A 25,448-nucleotide genomic window follows, 5' to 3' on the forward strand; every position below is an offset into this window, starting at 1 on the left:
AGTGTTATAATAGAGTGTTACTAAATTGGGTTCCATTAGCCCTGAAAGGAAAAGAAAATGACAAAATCATTCTACATCACAACCCCTATCTATTACCCATCTGGTAAATTGCATATTGGTTCAGCTTATACAACGATCGCCTGTGACGTTTTGGCGCGTTACAAACGCATGATGAACTACGATGTTTTCTACCTGACTGGTCTCGATGAGCATGGTCAAAAGATCCAGCAGAAAGCAGAAGAAGCTGGGATTACGCCACAAGCTTATGTAGATGGGATGGCCGTTGGAGTGAAAGAACTCTGGCAATTACTCGATATCTCATATGATAAATTCATCCGTACGACAGACGACTACCATGAAAAAGTGGTGGCACAAGTCTTTGAACGCTTGCTTGCGCAAGACGACATTTACCTTGGTGAATACTCTGGTTGGTATTCAGTCTCTGATGAAGAGTTCTTTACAGAAAGCCAATTGGCTGAGGTTTTCCGTGATGAGAATGGCAAGGTCATCGGTGGGGTAGCCCCATCAGGCCACGAAGTAGAATGGGTTTCTGAAGAATCTTATTTCCTTCGTCTCAGCAAATACCAAGACCGCTTGGTTGAATTTTTCAAATCCCAACCAGACTTCATCACGCCAGATGGCCGTCTCAATGAAATGTTGAAAAACTTTATCGAGCCAGGCTTGGAAGATTTGGCAGTATCTCGGACTACCTTTACTTGGGGAGTCCCAGTTCCATCTAATCCAAAACACGTGGTCTATGTATGGATCGATGCCCTTCTCAACTATGTGACTGCTCTTGGTTACGGTCAAGAAGATCATGAAAACTTTGATAAGTTCTGGAACGGAACCGTCTTCCACATGGTCGGAAAAGACATCCTTCGTTTCCACTCCATCTACTGGCCAATCCTTCTCATGATGTTGGATATCAAATTGCCAGAACGTTTGATTGCCCATGGTTGGTTTGTCATGAAAGACGGCAAGATGTCTAAGTCTAAAGGAAATGTCATTTACCCAGAAATGTTGGTGGAACGCTTCGGCTTGGATCCACTTCGTTACTACCTCATGCGTAGCCTTCCAGTTGGTTCTGATGGGACTTTCACCCCAGAAGACTACGTGGCTCGCATCAACTATGAATTGGCTAATGACCTTGGAAACCTCCTCAACCGGACGGTAGCCATGATCAATAAATACTTTGGTGGCCAAGTTCCAGCTTATGTCGAAAATGTCACTGCATTTGATGCTGATTTGGCTAAGGTAGTTGAAGAAAACATCGCTGAATACCACAAGCAAATGAACGCGGTGGATTATCCACGCGCTTTGGAAGCCGTATGGAACATCATCTCTCGGACCAACAAGTACATCGATGAGACAGCGCCTTGGGTCCTCGCTAAAGAAGATGGTGACAAGGAACAATTGGCAGCAGTCATGGCTCACTTGGCAGCTAGCCTTCGTGTCGTGGCTCACTTGATCCAACCATTCATGATGAACACCTCAAATGCCATCATGGAACAACTTGGCTTGGGCTTGGACTTCGATCTTGAAAACTTGACCCTAGCAGGCTTCCCTGAAAATGTCACAGTGGTTGCCAAAGGAACTCCAATCTTCCCACGTCTCGACATGGAAGAAGAAATTGCCTACATCCAATCTCAAATGAACGCAGGTAAACCACAAGAAAAAGAATGGATTCCAGAAGAAGTGGAACTCAAGTCTGAAAAAGATGAGATCAAATTTGAAGACTTTGACAAGGTTGAAATCCGTGTCGCAGAAGTCAAAGAAGTGGAACGCGTCGAAGGATCAGATAAATTGCTTCGCTTCCGCTTAGATGCAGGAGATGGCGAAGACCGTCAAATCCTCTCTGGTATCGCGAAATTCTATCCGAATGAACAAGAATTGGTCGGCAAGAAACTACAAATCGTGGCCAACCTCAAACCACGTATGATGATGAAGAAATATGTCAGCCAAGGTATGATTCTTTCCGCAGAACACGGAGATCAATTAACAGTCTTAACTGTTGATCCATCTGTACCAAATGGAAGCATCATCGGTTAAACGATAGATGAAGAAAAGCACTCCCGTGGGAGTGCTTTTCTTGTGTCGATATAGTTCCCATCATTGCGTTTTACAAGGATGGGAGATGAGTTCTATTAGTAATGAATGTTAATAGAGACTTCCGTAGTGAGAAAAGAGTCTGAAACATTTTTGTTTCAGACTCTCGGAAGATTTGAGACAGTGGGCTCAAATCTTAGGTATGGAATCCCAGAGGGATTCGCTACCGTCCGTCCTCACCCAAGGAAAGTCTCCGAATATAGTCCCTATTCATCTGGCCTGTATTCCAGGATATCTCCTGGCTGGCAGTCGAGTTCTTTGCAGATGGCTTCAAGGGTGGTGAAGCGGATGGCTTTGGCCTTGCCGGTCTTGAGGATGGAGAGGTTGGCTGTGGTGATGCCGATTTTGTCGGCTAGCTCATTGGATTTCATCTTTCGCTTGGCCAGCATGACATCTAAATTGACGATAATCATGGCACCCTCCTTAAATGGTCAGCTCATTTTCTTCAGCGATCTCAATCCCTCTCTCTAAAATCTTGCCAAGCACCCATACAATTGGGACGGCAAGGAGGAGTCCCGTATTAAAGGTCAATTGGAAGGTAAAGGGAAGAAGATAAACATCGCCACTGGTCTCAAGTGTACCGGACATAAAGGACAAGACCAATAGGATCTTCCAAGCTCGGTTGCAAAGATCAATGTTGGAGTGAGAAAAGATCTTTTCTTGGTAGAGATTTTGGAGGAAGCTACGAATGGTGATGAGAAGAAAAATATAAATAGCACTTGAGGCTAGTGGGAAGAGCAACTGCCAGAGGGGGTGCGGATGTTTGGGGAAGAGCTGGATGCCATTGATATCAAAGGACAAGCGTCCAGATTGAACGATCTCCTTAAACACTCCCATCCGGGAAAGCAGGTGGATGACCAGTGCTGCCAAGGTCATAAAGCCACAGAAGTAAATGAAAGCCGTTAAGACTTCAATGACATCTTTTAAGGTTTTTGAGTTTTTCATCGAAAGCCTCCTTAAAGTTTATTTATTTTTCACTTATAGTATACTCCTTATAAAAAATAAGTCAACAAAAAAGTATCGAAAAACGATAAAAAAATAATGTTAAACAAAATATTATTTTTGAGAAACAGGTAATCTCTGCTATAACTAGTCAGTTTAAACCTAGAAAACCACTACATAGAGGGGAATTTTACTATACTTTCGATTTAGGGTATACTAGTGTAAAGATCTTATTCCATGGAGGTAGTAAAATGAATCTAAAATGGAAGAAAAAATACCTGGGGCCGATTTTGGGACTGGTCGGAGCAGCTGTTCTGATTGGTGGGGTCTATCTCTACTCTAGTTCTAACATCCAACCAGACCATCAAAAGGAATTTAACCAGACCAGCAAGAAGGTCACCAAGCCAAAAGAAAAAGCTATTGACTTGAGTGGTGATTATGTCTCCAATGAACGAGATGAAGCCAAAATCGAGAAAAAAGGCAAAGCCTGGAAGATCGCTTACCAAACGGCTGATGGCAAGGTATCTGCTGAATTTAGCACGGATTGGAAGGTCGAAGGGTCTAACAAGGTTTCGACAGGCAAGATGAAAAAGTCCGATGGCAATACCGATTTTACAGTCACTGTTCGCGTCTTCAAATATAAGACGGATAAGAAGCCTTTGATCACGGTGACCATGTCTGACAAAAATCCTGACCACGAGATGGTCTTTGCCAATCGGGAGGATTTTTTCAAATCGACAGATCCAAATGATGTTGTCCTTGATGGCAATCTTTCACCGTTTGAAGGTGCTTATTCCAATGATGCCTATGAAAAGGAAATCGCCGATTCCGGTTTTAAACTTTATGGCTATACTCCAGAAGAATATTACCAAAACAAGACAAACGCCTTTCCAAGCATTGTAAATGGTGAGACCGGCTGGGCTTTCTGGAGCGGAGGCACTCGGGCAAGTTACCTGCTCAATAAAGAAAAAGAACCTAAGAAACGAAAAGGCTATTATGAAGTTTATTTCACTGGGGCCAATGCGACTGCGATCCAAGGGCAAGAACAAATCTTGTACTTGATCCCAGCAGGTGTGACAGGTCCTGATGGAGTGGCTTCGCAAGAGCGTCGAATTATGTTTGGAGATGTGGCCTTTCGGGATTACCATCTAGAGTGGTGGAAAGCCTACCCGCAACCGAAAAAAGAGAAAGACTTGGATATTGCGGCCATTAACGGAGGCGACTTCTCTAGCTTAGCTGGAACTTGGCGCAATGGCAAGGGTGCTGAAATCGTCATCCAAGCAGACGGAAAAGTCAAGGGCCAAGGTAGCCTCAAGGCTGTTGCGGACTCAGATAAGAAGAGCAAGATCCCTTATGTTGAACTGAAGATGGGTGAGACCGGTGCGGCGATTGGACTGCTGAAAATTGGCTTCCAAAATCCAGATGGAGATCAGTCTGACACCAGTAAGCCACGTCTGGTGGTGACTCAATCTGCAGGAAACTACCCAGCTGATCAATATTTCTACCGTCAATAAAAGAGAGTGGGACAGAAATCGGTCATTCGTTAGAATTCGATTTCGTCGTCCCACCTTTGCACACTTGAGTAGGGCTGTAAAAGCTGATGAAATCAGCGTAGTAGAGCCCACTCAACCACTGCATCTTGCTCGACAATCCAAAGACAATTGAGAGACTAGGACTTTTGTCCCAGCCTCTTTTTTTCTGCAGGGAAAGGTCGTGGAGGCTAGTAAAAGGTTAGTCTCTATCATTAAAAGGAAAAATATGCAAAAAAGACTTGACAAAGCAAATGATTAGCAGTATTATTAACTAGTTAATTAACTGATTAATAAACTAGTTAACGAAAATGAAAAAGAGGTGAAGGATGAATAGGAGAAGAATGAAGGTTCTGGGACTCTTGTTTCTCGGTTTCTTTCTGCTGACAGCTTGTGGAAGTCAAGGAAATGCGGGTAAGCCCCCTTCTAAAAAAGGTCTCAAAATTGTCACGAGTTTTTATCCTATCTATGCTCTGGTCAAGGAAATCTCTGGCGGTCAAAATGACATCTGGATGGTTCAGTCAGGTGCAGGGATCCATGATTATGAGCCCTCTACCAAAGAAGTGGCCCAAATCTATGATGCGGATGTATTTGTCTATCATTCTCAGACCCTGGAATCTTGGGCCGGTCGCTTAGATCCCAATCTTCAAGGTTCCAAGTTGCGAGTGATCGAAGGCAGCCAAGGAATGACCCTGGATAAGGTGGCTGGATTAGAGGATGTCGAAGCTGGTCAGGGAAAAGAAGGCAAGCATTTGTATGATCCGCATACTTGGTTGGATCCTGTAAAAATCGCAGAGGAAGGAAAGATCATCGCCCAGCGCTTGGGAGAGATCGATCCAAAGAACAAGGAGCGCTATCAGGCCAATGCTCAAAAGCTTGAAAAGCGCTGTGAGGACCTGGTAGCACAATACCAGCCTCTCTTTGACAAGGCCAAGCAAAAGACTTTTGTGACCCAGCATACGGCCTTTTCTTATCTAGCCAAACGCTTTGGTCTCAAGCAGTTAGGGATTGCAGGGATTTCCCCAGAGCAAGAACCGACCGCTCGTCAATTGTCCGAGATCCAGCAGTTTGTCAAAGACTACAAGGTGAAAACGATCTTTGTGGAAAAGCACACGTCGTCAAAAGTGGCAGATAGTATCGCCAAGGCAACAGGGGCGCGTGTCAAGGTCTTGGATCCACTGGAAGCCGATCCACAAAATGATAAGGATCTATTAGAAAATTTAGAAGAAAATATGGCGACTTTAGCCAAGGAATTAGAGGAGTAAATCAAGAATGAAGAAAAAGGGAACGATTGGAATTGTAGCGACCTTGGGGCTAGGACTCTGTGCCTATGCGCTCAGTCAGCAACCACAAGTCAAGGAAGAGAAAAAGAATCAGATTCAGTATTTGCAAGCAGATAAGAAATCGTCAGCGACTGCCTCCAGCAAAAAGGAAGATAGCATCGAAGCGGTCAATGCCAAGGAAAAGACCCAGGCAGAGCAAATTGTCATTAAGATTACAGATGAAGGCTTTGTCACTTCTCATGGGGATCATTTTCATTACTACAGCGGCAAGGTCCCATTTGATGCCATCTTTAGTGAAGAGTTGATTTTGCGGGATCCAACTTATCAGCTCCAAGAAGCTGATATTGTCAGCAAGGTCAAGGATGGCTATATCATCAAACGGGCTGGGAAATACTATCTCTACTTAAAGGATGCTCAGCATACGGTCAATGTGCGCTCGATCGAAGAGATCGCTCAACAACAAAAAGGAGGCGCTAAAGAAGAAGGGGAAACAGGATCGGTACAGGCGAGCTCCTCGCACAAAGGGGTTAAAACTCGAGATTTTAGTCAGCCAAGTCAAGCGCTAAAAGAGGGGAAGTCCCTTGAAACGCTGACTGCTAAAAACCATTCAGGAGGAGGCTATCGTACGGACGATGGTTATGTCTTTAGCCCTGGAGATGTCATTTCAGATACAGGGGAAGGCTTTATTGTGCCCCATGGTAGCCATTTCCATTATATTCCAAAGAGTGCCTTATCTGCTGGAGAGTTAGCAGCAGCCCTTTCGGCCTTAGGTGGTCAAGCTGGCCATCAGGCTGGAGGCTCACGCCTAGCTGGAGCAAGCACAGAACAAGGGCAAGGGACTCCAAATCAAGCCTCTCCAAGCTTAGGAAAACAAGCAAGCAATCAGGTGTCACCAAGTCCAACCCCTACACAGACAACACCAACGACTTCTAAACCGGCTACTTCAAAACCGAGTCCAAACCTGAGCAATCTGATGGAAGAATTGCAGAAAACACCTCTATCTTCTCGTCATGTGGAGTCTGATGGTTCTGTCTTTGATCCAAGTAAGATTACCAAGTGGACCGATCAAGGGATTGTCTACCCTCACGGGGATCATTTCCACTTTATCCCTTACAGCTCCCTATCTCCTTTAGAACGTGAGCTGGCGCGGCAATTCCAACTGCTTCGGGCCCAAGGTGCTACTACACCTGCTGAAATAAGACCAAACCATCCTTCAAATCCAAGTACAAAACCAATTGACCATGAGCACGAGCATGAACATGGAGATAGTCACGAGCATGAACATGGGGACAGTCATGATCACGAGCACGAAGAGGAGCACGATCATGGTTTCCATGCAGACATGGTCATCAGTAAGGACGAGGACGGTTACATGGTCGCTCATGGCAACCACGCTCATTATTTTTATAAAAAGGACCTCTCTCATCAAGAGATTGCAGCAGCAGAGGCAACTCTGGCAGGTAAGAAAGAAGAGTCCAAGGGACAGCCACTGACAGATGATGTCGCTAGCTATTCTCGCGATGCCTCAGATGAGGAAAAGATCCAGTACATCAGCAAGACCTACGGCGTCCCTCGTGAGGCCATTAAGATTTCCAATGGTTTCTTTGTCTTTAACAATCCAGACCAAGAATACGATCCGACCCACATCCACCCATATGCCGTTCGTAAGGAACATGTCCGGATTCCGCTTGAGACGGGTAATCCTGAACTAGACTTTATCAATGAACTCTATGCAACAGCCCTTCGCTCGGGGATTTCTCCGTATAGCCTCCAGATTGAAAATGGCCAGTTTGTCATCCCACATGGCGATCACAACCACTACATCAAGGTGCGCTCAGCAGGACTAGCAGACTACTTAGCCCACCGTCTTCCTACCATCCAATCGACTTACAAAAAAGGAGAGTTGGACAAGAAAGTCGTAGAGGATAGGGTCAACCAGCTCTTAGCAGAAAGCCGCAGTCTCTATGCTTCTGATCCATTGCAACAAAGACGGATTGAGCTCATCTTGGGCCACTTCTTGGAAAATGTCAAGAGTTTCCCAAGTAATTCAACAGAGGGCTATCTAGCTAGTCTCAAACAGGTTGATGAGCAGTACATTCATGCGACCCAAGCGGTCAAACCAAAAGAAGAGACAGCCTTGGATCGTCGTTACCAAGAATTGCTGGAACAAGTGCGCTTGCTAGATACAGAGGCCTTCCAATTGAAGAAGGAAGAGTTGGTCTCTCAACTGCAGGAAGCCTATACTGCCAAGGACAGCAAGCGTATAGAGCAGGAAGGGAAGCTATTAGAAGCTGTTCAGGAGATGCAAGATCGGACGGGTGTGACATCTGTCGACTACCTCAAGTATTTCTACCAAAGCTTGAGCGATGCGCGCTTGACACCAGAACTCCGCACCAAGGCGGCAGATCTAGCCTTGAAGCTCTACCGAGCTCAAGCCTTTGAAGAAGCTTGGGATTCCAAGTCTCACTTTATGGAGCTCTACCAAACTAAGCAAGCTATTGACCAGCTCTTCTCCCAAGAAAAAGGCCAAACCTATCCTATTGAAAAAACAGTTTTGGATCAAAAAGGAAGTCAAGCCCCATCTTACAACGTAGAGGTTTATGATTTCCTCAAAGGCTTGTATGGAGAGTTGGATAAGGCAACAGAAGCTCGTCAACAGAACAAGATTCTGACAGCTCTCTTAGAGCAAATCCAGTCGCTCTTGCCACAAGTCGAAGACCAAGGCAAACGAACTGCCTTTGAAGCAGGATTGGCTCAACTTGGAAAAGAATCTGATCCAGACAAGGCTATTTCAAGTGGGGAAGCACTTCTACGCGAAATCAGTGATACCATTGAAAAGCAAAAACAAAAGCAAACGGAAGAGCCTCAAATTGGGGATGTCGCTCTTTATCAACAGCTCTATAACCAATTGATGGCCCTACACCAACAATTGCAGGACAAGGGAGCTAGTGATGCGGTGTTTGATCGCTTAGAAGCTCTCTTTGACCAATTGGCTAATCCAAAGAGTGATAAAGCAGCCTTACTACAGGCCATCCAAGCCTTCCAGGCAGAATTGGCAGCTGCGCCATCTGCAAGCGAAGCGGGGAAACCAGCTTCTACAGCTGAAACGCCTGTCGCTACAGAAACTCCGGTGGAAAAAGAAGCAGCAGCTTCAGAAGGAAGCAAGCCTGCCACCACTGAGACTGAAACAGAGCCTGCAAGCGCACCTGTAACAGAAGCAAGCACGCCAGATACTCCATCTCCTCAGAACCAATAGAAAATAGAAAAGAGAGTGGGACAGAAATCGGTAATTCGTTAGAATTCGATTTCGTCGTCCCACCTCCGCACAGTTGAGTAGGGCTGTAAAAGCTGATGAAATCAGCGTAGTAGAGCCCACTCAACCACTGCGTCTTGCTTGACAATCCAAAAATAATTGAGAGGCTAGGACTTTTGTCCCAGCCTCTTTTTGCGTTTTAGTGAATAGAAGAAGTTGTCTCTTTTTTCAGTTGTTGAGTCTCATTCCTTGTGCTCGAGGAGCAGTGGAGAGGTAGACTCGATTACTTTTTTCCGTTTGAAAAATGCAGCCATTTGAACCAGGATGCGGGGGACCGTCTGCCATTTTTTCCAAGCTTGAAAGCGGGTGTCGATGAGCTGCTTGGCCAAACGTTCCAGCATTTCTCGCTCAGTTGGATCCAAATCCTGGGCATTTTGGAGGATTTCTTTGGCCTTAGCTAGCTGCTTGAGATCGGTTAGATCATTGATGGAAGTGATGCCGGCATCTAGAAAAATGCCAAAAAAGGTGTCAAAAAACTTCTTGCGCTCCTCTGCCGATGTTTCGCGAACCCATTGCTTCAAGGTCAGATCGGTCTGCTGGCTATCTGGACTGGTTTCAGAAACGGTCACAAAGCTGTAGTCCTTGATTTCCCAAGTAAAGGCGTCGTGCTGGGCAAAGCCGCCAAAGGCGTGACTTTTGACAATGGTCGTCGGTTCTGGCACTTCCAACATCATGCCAACGATGGATCCCTGAGGGACAAAGCGACGAATGTTTGGAGACGTGCGCTGGTAGCCTTCGGTTTCGATAATGGCCTTGTTGAGGCCAGGAGCATCGTAGCTGTAGATCTCGTCAACCCGTTCAAACAGATAATCTGGAAGATACGTGCAGGCGTAGGCTGCGAGATTCCCCCCTTTGGAGTGACCGGCTACCAAGAAGCGACCTTTCGGAAATTCCTTCATGACATGTTGCAGGTAGCTGGCTGCGCGCTTCTGAGCTGGGACATGGTCCATATAGGTCATGTGGAAGTCTTCCTTCCAGCCGATCAAGGTGTCATCCGTTCCTCTGAAAACGACCAAATACGTATCCAGACTAAGCCGATAGGTCATGGCCGCAAACTGTTTTTGCACATCGGGATCGTATTCATCGACATAGTTGAGGAGTTTGATGTTCTTAAAGCGCTTTGAAGTAGCCAACTCATCGACTAATTGCAGGTGCTGGTTACTCACGATAAAATCGGTAGTCCGATCGATCAGTTCCATCGCATCAGACAGGCGCACTGGAATCCCTGTTGTATCTCCTTGAGGCACAATGTGTCCAAAGGGCAGATAGGTCAGCTCTGTCAATGCGAGAACATCCAGTTCTTTGAAGGGGCGGTCATATATGGAATCATAAGTCACTTCTTTTAGGTAATCAAAAATCGTCGACATCTGTGCCTCCCGTGTCTTATTTCTTTCAGTATAGCACAAAAATGGGAGTAGAAAAAGCTCTTACTGTTAAGAAGGCTACGCTCGATCTTTTTCTCTGCTTCTTAATCTGTTATAATAGGAAGAAGAAAAAAGAAGGAAAGACAGCCATGCATAAAATTCTCTTAGTGGAAGACGATGAAATTATCCGCCAACAGGTCAAACAATTATTGGAACAATGGGGCTATGAAGTGGTCGCAGTAGAGGATTTTATGGATGTCCTCGGGATCTTTGTCGAAAGCGACCCTCATTTGATTCTCATGGATATTGGCCTGCCTCTCTACAATGGTTACCACTGGTGCCAAGAGATTCGCAAGGTTTCAAAGGTTCCGATCATGTTTCTTTCTTCACGGGATCAAGCCATGGATATTGTCATGGCCATCAATATGGGTGGAGACGACTTCGTCACCAAGCCTTTTGATCAAAATGTGCTCCTTGCCAAGGTCCAAGGGCTCTTGCGCCGCTCTTACGAATTTGGCACGGATCAAAATCTGCTGGAGCACCGGGGTGCTATCCTTAATCTCAAGTCTACGGACTTGATGTATGAAGGGGAAGTCATCAAGCTGACCAAGAATGAATTTCAGATCCTTCGCGTCCTATTTGAGCATGCAGGCAGTATCGTAGCACGCGATGACATGATGAAGGAGCTCTGGAATAGCGACTTCTTTATTGATGACAATACCTTGTCTGTCAATGTAGCCCGCCTTCGTAAGAAACTAGAAGAGGCTGGCTTGTCAAACTTCATCGAAACCAAGAAAGGCATCGGTTACGGGTTGACCCATGAATAAATTTGGAACGATCTTCTGGCAGTATGTGGTATCCCGCAGGCGCCTACTCTATCTATTGGTCATCTTTTTGATCATTGATTTGGTCTTTGCCTATCTCTTTCCAGAGACAGGGACGGTTTTCCTCTATGCGACCCTAGTGCTAGGCTTTTTTGCCTTCTGTGTCTTGATCTGGGATTTCGTCATGACCTTTCAAGACTATCGAAAAGCTGCGCTATATGAGGAAATAGAGGCTGCTTCGCCCTTGGAACACCTTCTTTATGAAAAATACAGGGAAGAACAGCAGGCGCGTCTGGAAGAAGGTAAGACAGCCCAGGCCAAGTTCAATGACCTGATGGATTACTATACCCTCTGGGTTCACCAGATTAAGACGCCCATTGCGGCCAGCCAGCTCTTAGTCCAAGATGTCGAGACGCCAACGATCAAACAGCAGATGGAGCAGGAGCTTTTTAAGATTGACTCCTATGCCAATCTGGTATTGCAGTACCTGCGACTGGAGAGCTTTCATGACGATCTGGTCTTGAAGGGCGTGTTGCTAGAGGATTTGGTCAAGGAAGTAGTCCGCAAGTATGCCCTCTTTTTTATCCAAAAGAACTTGACCGTGGACTTGCATGATTTGGAGCAGGAGGTCATCACCGATCGCAAGTGGCTCCTGGTCATCATCGAGCAGCTCTTATCCAATAGCCTCAAGTACACCAGCACTGGTGGGATTGAAATCTATTTTAAAGACCAGACTCTCTATATAAAAGATAGCGGGATTGGGATCAAAAATAGCGATGTTCTCCGTGTCTTTGAGCGGGGCTTCTCTGGCTACAATGGCCACCTGACCCAGCAATCCTCAGGGTTGGGGCTCTATCTATCTAAGAAAATCGCAGAGCAATTGGGCCACAGGATCACCCTCCATTCAGAGGTCGGCCAAGGCACGACCGTCGCTATTCGCTTTGAAGAAAAGAAGTTGGTCATGGATTAGGATTTCCCCATCTTACAAAAATGTAAGAAATAAAGGTCAAAATGAAAGGTTAGGTTATGGTAGCCGCCTTTTATTTTTTATACAATTGTTTCATCAAATGAAGGAGGTCAAGAAAATGAAACTCTTGAAATGGATGAAACAACCCAAAAAGACTGAGAAACCAAATAACCAAACCGATCTGGAAAAGACGGAATTTGGTCTCCAAGTCCTGCAACAAACCCAAGAATTTTTCTTGATCTACTAGTAAAAGGAGAAAAGCATGTCATTACTAGATGTTCAACATATCAAAAAGATCTACAAAACCCGCTTTCAAGGAACGCAGGTTGAAGCCCTAAAAGATATCCACTTCACGGTTGAAAAAGGGGAATACGTCGCTATTATGGGGGAATCAGGATCTGGGAAATCAACTCTCCTCAATATCCTAGCCATGCTGGACCAGCCGACGGAAGGGCGGGTCTACCTCAATGGCACGGATACCTCAACCATCAAGAACAAGGATGCGTCGAGCTTCCGTCGGGAAAAACTAGGCTTTGTCTTTCAAGATTTCAACCTACTCGATACCTTGTCTGTCAAGGACAATATCCTCCTGCCCTTGGTCCTTTCTCGCAGACCAGTCAAGGAAATGATGAGCAAGGTCGATAGCGTCAGCCGGGAGTTGGGCATTCACCAACTGCTTGAAAAATACCCTTACGAAATCTCTGGTGGGCAAAAACAACGGGTAGCCGTAGCACGGGCTATCATCACCTCGCCAGAAATTCTCCTTGCGGATGAGCCAACAGGGGCGCTGGATTCCAAGTCTTCGGCTGCTTTGCTAGATGTCTTTGAAGATATCAATAGCATGGGGCAAACCATTCTCATGGTGACCCACTCAACCGCAGCAGCAGCTCGGGCCAAGCGCGTGCTCTTCATCAAGGATGGGATTCTTTACAACCAGATCTTCCGTGGCGAAAAAACGGAGCGTCAGATGTTCCAAGAAATCTCGGATACCCTGACGGTCATGGCAAGTGAGGTGGAGTAGATGTTTCGATTAACCACTAAACTAGCTTGCTCTAATCTCATCAAGAACCGCAAGCTCTATTATCCCTTTGCGATTGCGGTCATTCTCGCAGTGACCATCGCCTACCTCTTTGACTCCCTGACCTTTAATCCTCACATTCATGAGCTTCGAGGGGGAGATCCCATGATATTTACCCTGGTCTTGGGACTGTTCGTGGTCAATGCTGCGGGAGCTATCATCGTGCTCTATGCCAATAGCTTCGTCATGAAAAACCGCTCCAAGGAACTGGGCATCTACAGCATGCTCGGCCTTGAGAAACGCCATCTCATCAGCATGATCTTCAAGGAACTTTTGATTTTTGGTTTTGTGACGGTCTCAGCCGGAGTCTTGATTGGAGCCCTCTTTGACAAGCTGATCTTTGCCTTTCTCTTGAAACTCATGAAGATGAAGGTCCAGCTAGTGTCCACCTTCCAACCTGGGATTGTCATCTTGGTCTTTGTCACCTTTGGTCTCATCTTTGGACTTTTGATTCTTCTCAATGCTTGGCGCATTCTCCGTTTGAATGCCCTGCAGTTGACGCGTGAGAAGGCTAGTGGCGAAAAGAAAGCCCGCTTCTTGTGGCCTCAAACCATTCTGGGCTTAGCCTCTCTTGGTTTTGGCTACTACCTAGCTTTGTCGGTCAAAGACCCTATCATTGCGCTTGTGACCTTCTTTCTAGCGGTTATCTTGGTCATGATCGGGACTTACCTGCTCTTTAATGCTGGGATCACCGTCTTCTTGCATCTGCTTAAGAAAAAGAAGAGCTATTATTACCAGCCCAACAATATGATTTCGGTCTCTAACCTCATCTATCGCATGAAGAAAAATGCAGTGGGCCTTGCGACCATTGCCATCCTCTCGACCATGGTGCTGGTAACCATCTCTGCAGCAACCAACATCTATGTCGGTAGCGAAATGGTCAAGAAAATCATGGCGCCTCATGATTTCTCTGTCCAAGGAAAAGGGGTCGAGCTGGAGCAAATCAATCAGAAATTTGATGAATTTGCCTCTGAGCACCATCTCAAGATCAAGAATCGCGACCTGATGACCTATGCCAACTTTGGGATTAAATCACAAAAGGGCACCGATTTCACCGTCTATCCAGCTGATGAACGCAGCGTCACTCCCAAAACCGTCTTTATGGTCTTTGATGCAGCTAGTTATGAACACATGACAGGCGAACAAGTCAATCTGACAGGCAACCAAGTCATCCTCTTTGCTCATAACGAGGCTCTGAAAGGGCAAAATCAGTTGACTATCAATGGGCAAGACTTCCAAGTCAAAGAAGAAGTGACCAAGGATTTTATCACCGACCACGTGCCAAATCAGTTTAATATGCTGACGGAGGATTTCAACTACCTGATCGTACCTGATCTCTCAGCCTTTGTCGCTCAGTTTCCAAATCTGGCCATCAATACCAATATCTACGGTGGTTTCAATGTCAATGTCGATGAAGACCAGCAGCTCAAGTTAGCAGCTAGTTATGACAAGATGATCGATGAATTGAGTAGCCAACAGGGCCAAGGAACATTTATCTATGGAGGTAACCGAGCCAATGATGTGGCAGAGTTGAATAGCCTTTTTGGTGGCATCTTCTTTATCGGGATTTTCTTGTCACTGATCTTCATGGTCGGAACGGTCATCGTCATCTACTACAAGCAAATCTCAGAAGGCTATGAAGACCGTGAGCGCTTCGTCATCCTCCAACAGGTGGGGCTCGATGAACACGAGGTCAAACGAACCATCAACCGTCAAGTACGGACCGTCTTCTTCCTCCCTCTCATCTTTGCCTTTATCCACCTGGCCTTTGCCTACCATATGATCCGCCTCATTCTTAAAGTGCTCGGTGTCATCAATAGTGGCCAAGTACTCGTCGTGACCATCAGCGTCTGCGCCGTCTTTCTTATCACCTACCTGATCGTCTTTTGGATCACCTCTCGGAGCTATCGTAAGATTGTGCAGATATAAGGAAAAAGAAGCTCGAATCAAATTAGAAACTTTCCTTAGGTGAGGACGGAGGTTAGGTGAAATTATCCAGTGGATGATTTCAGCAATCCAGAAAGTTCCATGACTAATTATTGAGCCTAAGGTCTCAATAATTCCGAGTGCCTGAAACATGATTATTTCAGGCACTTTTCTCACAGCGGAAAGTTTCAATATACTCTAAATAATAATGAGAAATCATTTTGAGATTTTTGTACAATAGTCCAGCTAAGGTTATTCAAAGAAAAGAATTGTCAATTTTTAAGCTCGCTCATTGCGGGCTTTTTGTTTGAAAACCGATGCGATTGTTTTTGCTTTTCAAAGGGATATAAAAAAGACTGAACCAGTCGAGTTCAGTCTTTGTTCGCTTTCTATTAAAGTGATGTAAGGAAAGTCAATCCTCCTAGGATGACACCTGCCGAATTCGGAATGATCAAAATCCAGTCTTTTTTAGGTTCCTTTGTCCAACCATAAATGACCCAGATCAAGCAAGAAATAGCAGCTGACAAGGGTTGGAAAGGTTGGGCCTTGTTTCCCTGTAAATTAGCAATAATTTGTGGGATGTAGGCAATGAAAACGATAATCCCAATAAAGGCACCGATCGAGCCAACGATTTGGTTGATTTTTTGTTTATTCATAAAATTTTACCTCTGTGTATCAAAATAGCATAAATAGGAAGATAATGCAATTAATTTGCATGCTATTCAAGATGAAAATGATTACATTTGCAAAAAAATTAGACAAAGTATCTAAAATAATTACTAGAGAGAAGACTCTCTCGAAGAGAAATCCATCTTCCTGCAAAATCACAAGATTGTGACACTTTACAGTTCGGTAACATTTGAAAAAAAAGACTTGAATTTGTAAAGGACAAAAGGTAGAATAGTGCATACTTAAAAAAGAAAAGGAAATGGTAGTTTCAAAATGAATGAAAAACAAATGAAAATTCTTGGTTGGGTTGCGACCTTTATGTCTGTTATGATGTATGTGTCTTACTTCCCACAAATCATGGATAACCTCGCAGGTCACAAAGGAAACTTTGTTCAACCCCTTGTCGCAGCCATCAACTGTAGCCTTTGGGTTTACTACGGACTCTTCAAAAAAGAACGCGATATTCCACTTGCTGCAGCCAATGCACCAGGGATCATCTTTGGTTTGATCACAGCCATCACAGCCTTGTAATCAATGAAAGAGAGAGTGGGACAGAAATTGGTAATTCGTTAGAATTCGATTTCGTTGTCCCACCTCCGCACAGTTGAGTAGGGCTGTAAAAGCTGATGAAATCAGCATAGTAGAGCCCACTCAACCACTGCGTTTTGCTCGACAATCTAAAGACAATTGAGAGGCCAGGACTTTTGTCCCAGCCTCTTTTTTATAACTTCACTCATTTCCATGGTATAATGGGAGGACTATTAACCGAGAAGATCAAAAGGAGACACGAGTGGATCAAAAACATCACTGCCAAGTCCTATGGGCAAAAAATAAATACCTGGTGCTGAGTCATTCCAGCAACATTTACAAGGAGATCCGGGAATACCTCAAGCAAGACCAGGTGGAGGTCAGCCACGTCGAGGACCTGATCAAGCAAGCGCTGGCCTTGCCAGAAAATCGTGGCCAGGTCTCCAATGCCTTCCAGCATATCTGGGGCTATTTCAAAAAGCAGGCGACTCCTGAGGAAAAGGCCGACTTCATGCTGCTACTTGAGAAATACCAGCATGGGCAAGCTAGCCAAGAGGATCTCATCAAGGGGATCCAAACGCTCCTAGAGCGCTACCCCAATCGCTATTTGCAAGAGTCGACACTACTAGGAGGTCAATAGATGAGACTGTGGCACCAAGATTTGATCTCAAAACTCCCCCGTCCCCAGCTTCTCGGCCAACACCGGGAATGCTGCGCCCTGAGAGGCAATGGCTGGGGAAAGAAGCACGCGACGGTCAACTATGTCTTTGACTACTCGCCCTATCGCCTCTATGCCTATCACCGCCTGATCATGGAGGAGATGACTGCACGTGGCTACAAGGTCAGTCCAGAGTGGTGGGAGCCGACCTACCGAGGCAAGACCTGCCCAGCCTATCCAGAGCTGAAAGAGGAAGCCTTGAGCACCCCTATCTATCCTGAGCATCAGGACACTTACCTCCAAGAATGCCTGGACAATCTAGCAGAAAAAGGGATTCATTTAGATTAAGAAAAACGGACCAGACCAGGTTCGTTTTTTTTGCGCGAAAAACCAACAAAATGCTTTGAAAGCGTTAATTTCTTTTCCAAACATGCTATAATAATAGGAGATTATGTAGAGGAAAAGGATAGACGGATGAAGGCAGTAGCAACTCCAGAACTTGAGATTGAAAGACAGTTGATCCAGCAGTTGACTTCAGGAGAGAGTCAGTGGACCTACCGCGAGGATCTCAAGAATGAAGACCAGTTGTGGGACAATTTCTTTGACAAGCTCGCGCAAAACAATGTCGCCGTGCTGGCGGACCGTCCTTTGACTGACCAAGAAAAGCGTCAGATCAAGAACCAGCTCAACTTTGTCAGCTATTATGAAGCGGCCAAGTGGCTTGCTGGTGAAAATGGAATCGCCAAGGTAGAAGTCCAGCGTGAAGATGCCAGTCTAGGGACTATCCGTTTAGCGGTCATCTGGCGGGACAATATCGCAGCTGGTAAGTCGAGCTATGAAGTGGTCAACCAAGTCGAACGCGACAAGGCCTATCCACTAGACCAGGATCGACGGTTAGATACCACCCTTCTGATCAATGGCCTGCCTCTCATCCATATCGAACTCAAGAGTCCCCGAGTGGCCTTTCTAGATGCCTTTCATCAGATCAAAAAGTACGATCGTGAAGGCAAGTTTCGGGGTATTTACTCTAGCTTGCAGATGTTTGTCGTGACCAATAAAGTAGACACACGCTATATCGCTGCAGCCCGTGAAAGTAAGCTAAACAAGCAATTCTTGACCAAATGGGTGGACAAGGACAACCAACCCATGATTGATCTCAACAGCTTTGCTCATGAGGTTCTCTCCATTCCCCGGGCCCACCAGATGGTTATGCAGTACTCGGTCATCGACGATAGCAAGAAAGCCCTCATCCTCCTGCGTCCCTACCAGATCCATGCCATCGAGGCTGTGCAGGAAGCCTCCCGTCGCCAAGAGTCAGGTTATATCTGGCATACGACCGGTTCTGGTAAGACCCTGACCTCTTACAAGGTGGCGCGCAATCTCTTACAGATCCCAGCCATTCAAAAGACCATCTTTGTCGTTGACCGCAGAGACCTGGACCAGCAGACGACCTCGTCCTTCCTCTCTTATGCGGCTAATGATGTCATCGACATCGACGAGACGGACAACACCCATGAGCTGGTCAAGCGCCTAGGGGGCAATGACAAGCGCGTGGTAGTCACGACCATCCAGAAAATCACGACTATGATGCGTAGGTTCGAAGAAGGGAAGTACCAGCGGGATGCTGGGAAGATCAAGGACTTGCGCGTGGCCTTTGTCGTGGATGAGTGCCACCGGGCAGTCACCCCTCAGACACAAAAAGAGATCAAGGCCTACTTCAAGAACTCACTCTGGTATGGTTTTACAGGGACCCCAATCTTTAAGGAAAACAAACGTAAACAAGTGGGAGACCTGGCTCAGACTACCCACCAACAATATGGCGACCGCCTGCATGAATACACGGTCAAGGAAGCCATCCATGATGGAGCAGTTCTGGGCTTTAAGGTCGACTACCGCAATACCATCATCTCCGATCTCCTAGAAGAAGAGATCCCAGACCAGGCCTATGAGGACAAGGAGCACATGCTAGAGGTCCTAGATGCCATCCTCAATAAGAGCCAGCAACAGCTCAATATCCCAAAAGGGGTCGGAAAGAGCTATGAGGCGATCTTGACAGTTAAGTCTATCCCAAGAGCACAGGCCTATTATAATCTGCTCAAGAGCATTCTCGCTGGCAAGGAGCGTGTCAAGGTCTCCGAGCGGGTCAAACAATACCTACCAGATTTTCCAAAGTTTACCATCACCTACTCAGTATCTGAAAATGAGGAAGAATCCATCGGCTACCAAGACCACATGAAGCAGGTCATGGAGGACTACAACCAAGAGTTTGGTACGCATTTTAGCCTAGCGGATCTGCGGGGCTTTAACACCGATGTCAATAATCGCCTGGCCAGAAAGCAGGACAAGTACCTCTACCGCAATGAGCAGTTGGACCTAGTCATCGTGGTCGACCGTCTCTTGACGGGCTTTGATGCACCTTGCCTATCTACCCTCTTTATCGACCGCAAGCCTATGCGCCCACAGGACTTGATCCAGGCCTTTAGCCGGACCAATCGGATCTTTGATGACAAGAAACACTTCGGCCATATCATCACCTTCCAGCGTCCTCAAGCCTTCAAGGAAGCCGTCGACAATGCCCTCAAGCTCTACTCCAATGGGGGAGAAAATGAGGTCCTGGCACCAAGCTGGGAAGAAGAGAAGCGCAACTTCTTAAAAGCCTGGGCAGAGTTTAAAGGCCAAGTCACAGACTTCGAAGAAGAAGGAGTTGCCCTCGAGCAGGCCCCAACAGCTCAGCTTCGCAAGGTCGCCAAAGCCTATCAGGTCTTTGACAAGTACCAAGCCTCGATCCGCGTCTACTCAGAGTATGATAAGGAAGAGATCTATCTGGAAACAGGCCTCAGCGACAGCCAGCTCGAAGCCTATCTGGGCCTCTATCAAAATATCCTGGCAGAGATCAAGAGCAGGGATCCAGAAGTGGACAGCCAAGATGAGCTAGATATCCATTATGAGCTGGAGTCTGTCCAAGTTGATGAGATCAACTATGCCTATATCCTGATGCTGATCCAGAGTATGATCCAGCAGGAGGAAAATGACGAGCAGACCCTGAGTGACAAGGATATCGCAACCGTGGATAGCTATATTGAGAGCCTGAACCGGACCAATCCAAGCCTAGCAGAGATCATACAAAATCTCTGGACCCAAGTCCAAGAGGAGCCCGAACGCTACCGAGGACAATCCATCACCGGAGTCTTGGATCAGATGATCGAATCCGTCATCGATAGCCATATCGTAAGCTTCGCCAAAAAGTGGTATATCGGAGCCGACGAACTCCGCTACTATATCCAACACTATCGCAAAGGCGCCAAAAAACAAGCCGGCGAAAGCCAATTGACCAAGAGCCAACGCTACAAAGACTACAAGGCAGAAGTAGCAGACGCCCTCAACCCACTCAGCTACAAAAAACAAATCAAAGAAGCCTATACCCAACTGATCGAAGAGGTGATTGAACCACTGAGAGTGGGGAGGTAGGAGAAGGGGAGTAAAATACATTTGATAAAGAGATCATTAAAATTATCGTGCAAGTATTTTTTTAGTTTTCTATCCTTGTTATCCTTGTTGGCAACTTTTATAAATATCAGTGATTTTTATAAAAGTAATAATCTAATAAACCATATTTTTAAAGTAATATTAACTTTTCTAGTAATATATTTCTCAACTTTTGGTTATACACTTTTATATTACCGTTTAAAAAGCAGAGTGGTATATTTTAAATATAATAGTTTTGAAGTTTCAGGAACATATGGCAATATCCTAGATCATATTGGTGCTAGTAAGGTTAATTTAATAGTTCCTGTAAATAGTTGTTTTGATACCAAAATAGATGAATCAGTTATTTCTACCAATTCACTTCATGGGAAAGTTATTAAATTTTTATACGATAATAATTTAGTATCACAGACAGTTCTTGATAAGAAGATTAAGAGTAGTTTGAAAGAACAGGGTATATCATCAGTAAATATTGGTAATGATGTAAAAAAAGGTGGAAAATCAGTAGGAAATTATAATAGATATCCAATAGGAAGCACTGCTTTTGTAGATATTGGAAACGTTAGATATCATTTCATAGCGTTATCAATTATAGAAAATAATAAGAATGCTAAAACTAGTGATCAAGACTATCTTATAGTTTTGAATGCAATAGTTGATAATTGTTTTAGGAATTCTAATGGTAATCCAATATATCTACCCTTGATCGGTTCTGGTTTATCCAAACTGAATTATAATCATCAGCAACAATTAGAATTTATGGTTAAATACTTCATGCTACGTAAAACAAAATTAATATCTGATGTCGAAATCGTAGTCCGAAAGGAAGATGGAGATACTATTTCTATATTATAATTTAGGTGAGAAATGAGTACGAATAAGGTAAAAAATCCGATTATAGTTTTTATTAGTTCTAAATGCGATGGGAAGTATAGAGAGATGCGTAAAAGACTCTCTAAATTCATTAATGATTCGCCCTTAATGAATTCAATTTGTTATGAAGAAGAGGGAAGTCGCAGTGTTAAATCGGAGGAATTTTATGTAAATCATGTAAAGTCTTGTGACGTCTGCTTGATCATCATTGATAATGAAGATGGAATCAGTCCCTCAGTTTTAAAGGAAATTGACACTGCAAAAAAGCATAATAAAAAATGTTTATATTTCTTTTGTACTGAAAATTCTAGTGATAATACTCAATTGCAGGAAGATCTTTATGCAAAAGAAAAATATACAGAAATACCTGTGTTCGATCAGATTCCGGAAATAGCAATTGAATCAATTACTAGAGATATTATTTATTATTATCGTTATAGAAATAGTGATACTGTTGATTACAAAATTTCTGACATCACTATAGATAAGTATTCTTCAACAATTCTTGATATTTCAAAAGAATCAAAAGTATTATGTGAATATCTTTTCAAAGTGTTTCAGTTGAACTTTTCACAAGATGAGAATAAATTATCAGACATTGAGCAGGAGATAATAAAGTTTTTCCAATTTATTTTTAATAAAAATAAATCCAAAGATATTAATTTTGACTTTCTAGAGGAGCATTTTATTTCAAAAGCTGAAGAGGAATTAAAAGACTTTTTAACACAAAGATTCATTACTTTAAAGTCATACTTTAATGGTGATCTAGATGGTGCAATATCCAATTTATCTGAAAATATAAAGAAATCAGCTGATAATAGTAGTATTCCGATATGGTTAGTTAATAATTTAGCAATAGATTTAAGAAATATTCAAAATGAAAAAGGAGAGTACGAAAATTATTGGTTGAGAAAAAATAGTGGACAAGAATTTATAGACAACTCAAAAGAGCCTATTTATTTTCCGTTGTTAGATAGAAAAGAAACTTTGTTTTTCGAGAAGATTAATAAATTTTATGTTGATAATACTTATTTAGAATCTGTAAGAAATTATAATCTATGTAATGTTGGTGTATTTCAATGGATATCGGAGTCATTCCTATTATCTCTTAGCTATGGTTCTATTACCCATCTAAAACGCGTCAAAATTTTGATGAAAGAATTATTAAGAACACTTGTAGGAATGTATGATGATTATGAGTTTAAGATAGAATTATTTGGATTAGCTATAACAACTTCTGATAAAGAATTGGCAAGTTATATACTAAAATCTGAATCAATAATAGGAATTATTGGACCAGAAGAGATTGAATTTGCTTTAAAAATGATCCGTAATATCGAATTTCAAAATAATCGGCTACGCTCCTTATGTTATTTACTGCGATATTTTTCTGATTACTTTGATGAATTTAAATTAAACTCAAGTCTTATTGAATTCAAAGGTGAAGTTATAAAATGGTTGAATCAAGATAATAGTGAATTGAATTTAGAAAAGCCAATATTTGAGGCTTTAAAAAAAATAGTCAATAGATCTAACTATTTGGATATTATTGTTATTCTAGATACAATCTTTGAAAAAAATTTGATTCGTTTTTATGATAGTTCGTTTTCTCTACTATCTCTCATTGACTTTAGTGGTCTACCTGATAAGATTCAGGAAAAAGTTGTTGATTATTTTAAAAATGGTGATAAAGAAAATATACATGGGAATTATGGAGATGCTGTTATTCGATTTCTAAAGAGTTCTAGCATTGATAATACTGAATTATTAAATAATATTAGAGAAAGTAATTCCGCATTAGAAGAAAAAGTTAAATTTGAATTAGAACATGATGCTTCTCCTGAAAAATATATTAGCGGTTTTATTGACGATATAATTACTTATAACAAAACACAAGGTAAGGACGGAATCTTTGAATCTTATGGAGTAAATAATTTTCAAACTATATTTAATGTTATTAAGATAGACAATGTAATTTTATCTAAAACTCTCTTTAATAAATTAGTTGATGTTTGTAGAGAAACTATTATTTCTGATAATCAATTTTTAAAAGATAAATTTTCTGCTTTTAATCTTTTATTTCTCATTTATTATTCTCAGCCTCATAGATATAATTGGGAGAAACTAATCGATGTATTTCAATCAAATGGAAATACATTGCTAGTACATAGCGATTTAACTGATGAAAATCCAATTATTTTGTCTATTCAACTGAATGTATTGAAAAGTATTTGTGATGGAAACTATAATCTAGTTATTAACGATATACTCAAGCTATCTGATGAAAATATATTTGAAATTAAGAGGCTAATGTCATTCCTACAAATAATTTTCGAATTTGATAAATTTTCTACGAATAATGAATTTATTATGTTTTGTACTTATTTTTGTTTAAACATGACCAAACATTATTCTAGAAATATTAAGATGAATGCAACAGATTTGTTGATTAAACTAACTAAATATGAAATAGTTAAACAGATTATATTAAATCAATTATCAAATATGATGGATTGTTCTAGCTCCGATATCAAGCTAGTTATTGTAAAAAATATAGATAAAATTATTTCAAATGGTGATTATAAAGAATATATTATAGAGAAGGCAAAATTAGATAATCATTATTTAGTAATTAAGTATGCAAATGAATATAGAATGGAAAATTTTAATGAATAGTTTTAAAATTCCCAAAATTAGATTTATGAATTTTAATGATAAGTGGAAATATATAATACTTGGTGAAATATCAAATTCTATCGAATATGGTTTAAATGCTGCTGCAAAGGATTTTGATGGTATTCATAAATATCTTAGAATTACAGATATAGATGATTCTTCTAGATTATTTTTAACTGATAAACTTAGTTCTCCAGATATCAATTTTACTGAAGAGGACTATGAAAACTATAAATTGCAGAAGAATGACCTCCTATTCGCACGTACTGGTGCAAGTGTTGGTAAAACATATCTTTATAGAGAATCAGATGGTGAAGTCTATTATGCTGGATTCTTAATTAGAGCAAGATTATGTGATTCATTTGACGGAAATTTTGTTTTTCAACAGACGCTTACTGATAAGTATAAGCAATTTATTGAAATCACTTCTCAACGGTCAGGTCAACCAGGGGTTAATGGGAAAGAATATGGAGAGTGGAAGATTGGCATGACATCCTACCACGAACAATCCGTCATCGGTTCCCTTTTTCGCACCTTCGATGACCTTCTGGCTAGCTACAAGGACAATCTCGCTAACTACCAATCTCTCAAGGTAACCATGCTCTCAAAAATGTTTCCCAAAGCTGGACAGTCTGTCCCTGAGATTCGTTTGGATGGATTTGAGGGGGAGTGGAAAAAAGATACTTTAGAACCTTATCTAACTGAAAGTAGAATTTCAGGCGACACAGGTCTAACTGCAAAAAAAATTACTGTTAAACTTTGGGGAAAGGGAGTTATAGAAAAGGAAGAGAAATATGCTGGTAGCTCGAATACGCAATACTTTGTTCGCAAAGCTGGACAGTTCATATACAGTAAACTAGATTTTCAAAATCAAGCATTTGGAATTATCCCGAATGAACTTGATGGGTATCAGTCAACATTGGATTTACCAAGTTTTGATATTCAAAACATTGATTCTAAATTTTTACTTGAGTATGTGATGAGAAGAGGTTTCTATGAATATCAGGGCTTAATCGCGAATGGTTCCCGAAAAGCAAAGCGTATTCATCCAGAGGATTTTTTAGTTATGCCAGTTAGGATTCCATCCCTTGAAGAACAACAAGCCATAGGCTCCTATTTCTCTAATATCGATAACTTTATCAATTCTTACCAAGAAAAAATTTCTCAGATAGAAACACTGAAAAAGAAACTCTTGCAGGATATGTTTATTTAACTGAAAGGGGCTA

19 protein-coding genes and 1 pseudogene are annotated in these 25,448 nt (G+C 42.7%); 16 read left to right on the plus strand and 4 right to left on the minus strand.

All coding sequences use genetic code 11. The annotated features are described in order from the left end of the window. Positions 1-57: 57 nt before the first annotated feature. Positions 58-2,049 carry a methionine--tRNA ligase gene (metG, locus tag P5Y91_RS02165; protein WP_155125270.1) on the plus strand — a complete coding sequence of 664 codons (1,992 nt, stop codon included), beginning with the start codon at positions 58-60 and terminating at the stop codon, positions 2,047-2,049. 263 nt (positions 2,050-2,312) lie between these two features. Here metG and P5Y91_RS02170 read toward each other — a convergent pair whose 3' ends face one another. Then, positions 2,313-2,519, minus strand: coding sequence for a helix-turn-helix domain-containing protein (locus P5Y91_RS02170; protein WP_003006064.1), 207 nt, complete (start codon positions 2,517-2,519; stop codon positions 2,313-2,315). Between the two features lie 10 nt (positions 2,520-2,529). Beyond that, the gene (locus P5Y91_RS02175; RefSeq protein WP_129824393.1) at positions 2,530-3,051 is read right to left on the minus strand and encodes a DUF2975 domain-containing protein; all 522 of its coding nucleotides are present in this window, start codon (positions 3,049-3,051) and stop codon (positions 2,530-2,532) included. A gap of 248 nt (positions 3,052-3,299) precedes the next feature. Here P5Y91_RS02175 and P5Y91_RS02180 point away from each other — a divergent pair, with 248 nt between their 5' ends. The 3 genes and pseudogenes from P5Y91_RS02180 to P5Y91_RS02190 form a co-directional block, all read left to right on the plus strand. Further along, positions 3,300-4,562 (plus strand): DUF6287 domain-containing protein, encoded by a 1,263-nt coding sequence (locus P5Y91_RS02180; protein WP_155125271.1) that lies wholly within the window; start codon positions 3,300-3,302, stop codon positions 4,560-4,562. 344 nt (positions 4,563-4,906) lie between these two features. Continuing rightward, the gene (locus P5Y91_RS02185; RefSeq protein ID WP_155125272.1) at positions 4,907-5,842 is read left to right on the plus strand and encodes a metal ABC transporter solute-binding protein, Zn/Mn family; all 936 of its coding nucleotides are present in this window, start codon (positions 4,907-4,909) and stop codon (positions 5,840-5,842) included. A 7-nt stretch (positions 5,843-5,849) separates the two neighbouring features. Then, positions 5,850-8,285: pseudogene (locus P5Y91_RS02190) on the plus strand (pneumococcal-type histidine triad protein); the annotation flags it as partial. Between the two features lie 1,070 nt (positions 8,286-9,355). On the opposite strand, the gene P5Y91_RS02195 reads toward P5Y91_RS02190, so the two are convergent. Continuing rightward, entirely contained in the window at positions 9,356-10,540 is a 1,185-nt protein-coding gene (locus P5Y91_RS02195) for a DUF2974 domain-containing protein (RefSeq protein ID WP_049491535.1), read from the minus strand. A 146-nt stretch (positions 10,541-10,686) separates the two neighbouring features. Here P5Y91_RS02195 and P5Y91_RS02200 point away from each other — a divergent pair, with 146 nt between their 5' ends. The 5 genes from P5Y91_RS02200 to P5Y91_RS02220 all read left to right on the plus strand — a co-directional run bounded on the left by P5Y91_RS02200 (position 10,687) and on the right by P5Y91_RS02220 (position 15,335). Continuing rightward, complete coding sequence (locus tag P5Y91_RS02200; protein ID WP_049505925.1) at positions 10,687-11,364, plus strand: response regulator transcription factor; 678 nt, start codon at positions 10,687-10,689, stop codon at positions 11,362-11,364. After that, positions 11,357-12,331 carry a sensor histidine kinase gene (locus P5Y91_RS02205; RefSeq protein WP_277838852.1) on the plus strand — a complete coding sequence of 325 codons (975 nt, stop codon included), beginning with the start codon at positions 11,357-11,359 and terminating at the stop codon, positions 12,329-12,331. Before P5Y91_RS02200 ends, P5Y91_RS02205 begins: the two co-directional genes overlap by 8 nt. A gap of 115 nt (positions 12,332-12,446) precedes the next feature. Then, positions 12,447-12,575, plus strand: a complete 129-nt coding sequence (locus P5Y91_RS02210; RefSeq protein WP_260314290.1) for a hypothetical protein — start codon at positions 12,447-12,449, stop codon at positions 12,573-12,575. 15 nt (positions 12,576-12,590) lie between these two features. Then, positions 12,591-13,349 carry an ABC transporter ATP-binding protein gene (locus P5Y91_RS02215; RefSeq protein WP_004219620.1) on the plus strand — a complete coding sequence of 253 codons (759 nt, stop codon included), beginning with the start codon at positions 12,591-12,593 and terminating at the stop codon, positions 13,347-13,349. Beyond that, positions 13,350-15,335 (plus strand): ABC transporter permease, encoded by a 1,986-nt coding sequence (locus P5Y91_RS02220; protein WP_277838854.1) that lies wholly within the window; start codon positions 13,350-13,352, stop codon positions 15,333-15,335. It begins immediately after the preceding gene. Between the two features lie 389 nt (positions 15,336-15,724). Here P5Y91_RS02220 and P5Y91_RS02225 read toward each other — a convergent pair whose 3' ends face one another. Beyond that, positions 15,725-15,988, minus strand: coding sequence for a SemiSWEET family transporter (locus tag P5Y91_RS02225; RefSeq protein WP_003012241.1), 264 nt, complete (start codon positions 15,986-15,988; stop codon positions 15,725-15,727). 286 nt (positions 15,989-16,274) lie between these two features. On the opposite strand from P5Y91_RS02225, the gene P5Y91_RS02230 reads away from it, so the two are divergent. The 7 genes from P5Y91_RS02230 (at position 16,275) to P5Y91_RS02260 (ending at position 25,435) form a co-directional block, all read left to right on the plus strand. Beyond that, complete coding sequence (locus P5Y91_RS02230) at positions 16,275-16,532, plus strand: SemiSWEET family transporter (protein WP_003006102.1); 258 nt, start codon at positions 16,275-16,277, stop codon at positions 16,530-16,532. Positions 16,533-16,791: 259 nt separating this feature from the next. Continuing rightward, on the plus strand, positions 16,792-17,169 hold the full coding sequence (locus P5Y91_RS02235) for a YbgA family protein (RefSeq protein ID WP_277838856.1): 378 nt from the start codon (positions 16,792-16,794) through the stop codon (positions 17,167-17,169). Further along, positions 17,170-17,535 carry a TIGR02328 family protein gene (locus P5Y91_RS02240; RefSeq protein ID WP_277838857.1) on the plus strand — a complete coding sequence of 122 codons (366 nt, stop codon included), beginning with the start codon at positions 17,170-17,172 and terminating at the stop codon, positions 17,533-17,535. A gap of 126 nt (positions 17,536-17,661) precedes the next feature. After that, positions 17,662-20,655, plus strand: a complete 2,994-nt coding sequence (locus P5Y91_RS02245) for a type I restriction endonuclease subunit R (RefSeq protein ID WP_277838858.1) — start codon at positions 17,662-17,664, stop codon at positions 20,653-20,655. Positions 20,656-20,883: 228 nt separating this feature from the next. After that, on the plus strand, positions 20,884-21,528 hold the full coding sequence (locus P5Y91_RS02250; protein ID WP_277838859.1) for a macro domain-containing protein: 645 nt from the start codon (positions 20,884-20,886) through the stop codon (positions 21,526-21,528). Between the two features lie 12 nt (positions 21,529-21,540). Continuing rightward, on the plus strand, positions 21,541-24,222 hold the full coding sequence (locus tag P5Y91_RS02255) for a DUF4062 domain-containing protein (protein ID WP_277838861.1): 2,682 nt from the start codon (positions 21,541-21,543) through the stop codon (positions 24,220-24,222). Continuing rightward, positions 24,215-25,435 (plus strand): restriction endonuclease subunit S, encoded by a 1,221-nt coding sequence (locus P5Y91_RS02260; protein WP_277838862.1) that lies wholly within the window; start codon positions 24,215-24,217, stop codon positions 25,433-25,435. The genes P5Y91_RS02255 and P5Y91_RS02260 overlap by 8 nt, the downstream gene beginning before the upstream one ends. Positions 25,436-25,448: the final 13 nt, after the last annotated feature.

Origin of the sequence: Streptococcus taoyuanensis, assembly GCF_029589235.1 — a bacterium.
In the GTDB taxonomy this organism is placed as follows: Bacteria; Bacillota; Bacilli; order Lactobacillales; family Streptococcaceae; genus Streptococcus; species Streptococcus taoyuanensis.

What these genes read in the sequence shown, in the direction of transcription:
- P5Y91_RS02240 (WP_277838857.1), top strand. Translation starts at nt 17,170, where the DNA reads ATGAGACTGTGGCACCAAGATTTGATCTCAAAACTCCCCCGTCCCCAG.
- P5Y91_RS02260 (WP_277838862.1), top strand. Translation starts at nt 24,215, where the DNA reads ATGAATAGTTTTAAAATTCCCAAAATTAGATTTATGAATTTTAATGAT.
- P5Y91_RS02230 (WP_003006102.1), top strand. Translation starts at nt 16,275, where the DNA reads ATGAATGAAAAACAAATGAAAATTCTTGGTTGGGTTGCGACCTTTATG.
- P5Y91_RS02175 (WP_129824393.1), bottom strand. Translation starts at nt 3,051, where the DNA reads ATGAAAAACTCAAAAACCTTAAAAGATGTCATTGAAGTCTTAACGGCT.
- P5Y91_RS02185 (WP_155125272.1), top strand. Translation starts at nt 4,907, where the DNA reads ATGAATAGGAGAAGAATGAAGGTTCTGGGACTCTTGTTTCTCGGTTTC.
- P5Y91_RS02225 (WP_003012241.1), bottom strand. Translation starts at nt 15,988, where the DNA reads ATGAATAAACAAAAAATCAACCAAATCGTTGGCTCGATCGGTGCCTTT.
- P5Y91_RS02220 (WP_277838854.1), top strand. Translation starts at nt 13,350, where the DNA reads ATGTTTCGATTAACCACTAAACTAGCTTGCTCTAATCTCATCAAGAAC.
- metG (WP_155125270.1), top strand. Translation starts at nt 58, where the DNA reads ATGACAAAATCATTCTACATCACAACCCCTATCTATTACCCATCTGGT.
- P5Y91_RS02255 (WP_277838861.1), top strand. Translation starts at nt 21,541, where the DNA reads ATGAGTACGAATAAGGTAAAAAATCCGATTATAGTTTTTATTAGTTCT.
- P5Y91_RS02200 (WP_049505925.1), top strand. Translation starts at nt 10,687, where the DNA reads ATGCATAAAATTCTCTTAGTGGAAGACGATGAAATTATCCGCCAACAG.
- P5Y91_RS02205 (WP_277838852.1), top strand. Translation starts at nt 11,357, where the DNA reads ATGAATAAATTTGGAACGATCTTCTGGCAGTATGTGGTATCCCGCAGG.
- P5Y91_RS02195 (WP_049491535.1), bottom strand. Translation starts at nt 10,540, where the DNA reads ATGTCGACGATTTTTGATTACCTAAAAGAAGTGACTTATGATTCCATA.
- P5Y91_RS02245 (WP_277838858.1), top strand. Translation starts at nt 17,662, where the DNA reads ATGAAGGCAGTAGCAACTCCAGAACTTGAGATTGAAAGACAGTTGATC.
- P5Y91_RS02180 (WP_155125271.1), top strand. Translation starts at nt 3,300, where the DNA reads ATGAATCTAAAATGGAAGAAAAAATACCTGGGGCCGATTTTGGGACTG.
- P5Y91_RS02170 (WP_003006064.1), bottom strand. Translation starts at nt 2,519, where the DNA reads ATGATTATCGTCAATTTAGATGTCATGCTGGCCAAGCGAAAGATGAAA.
- P5Y91_RS02215 (WP_004219620.1), top strand. Translation starts at nt 12,591, where the DNA reads ATGTCATTACTAGATGTTCAACATATCAAAAAGATCTACAAAACCCGC.
- P5Y91_RS02210 (WP_260314290.1), top strand. Translation starts at nt 12,447, where the DNA reads ATGAAACTCTTGAAATGGATGAAACAACCCAAAAAGACTGAGAAACCA.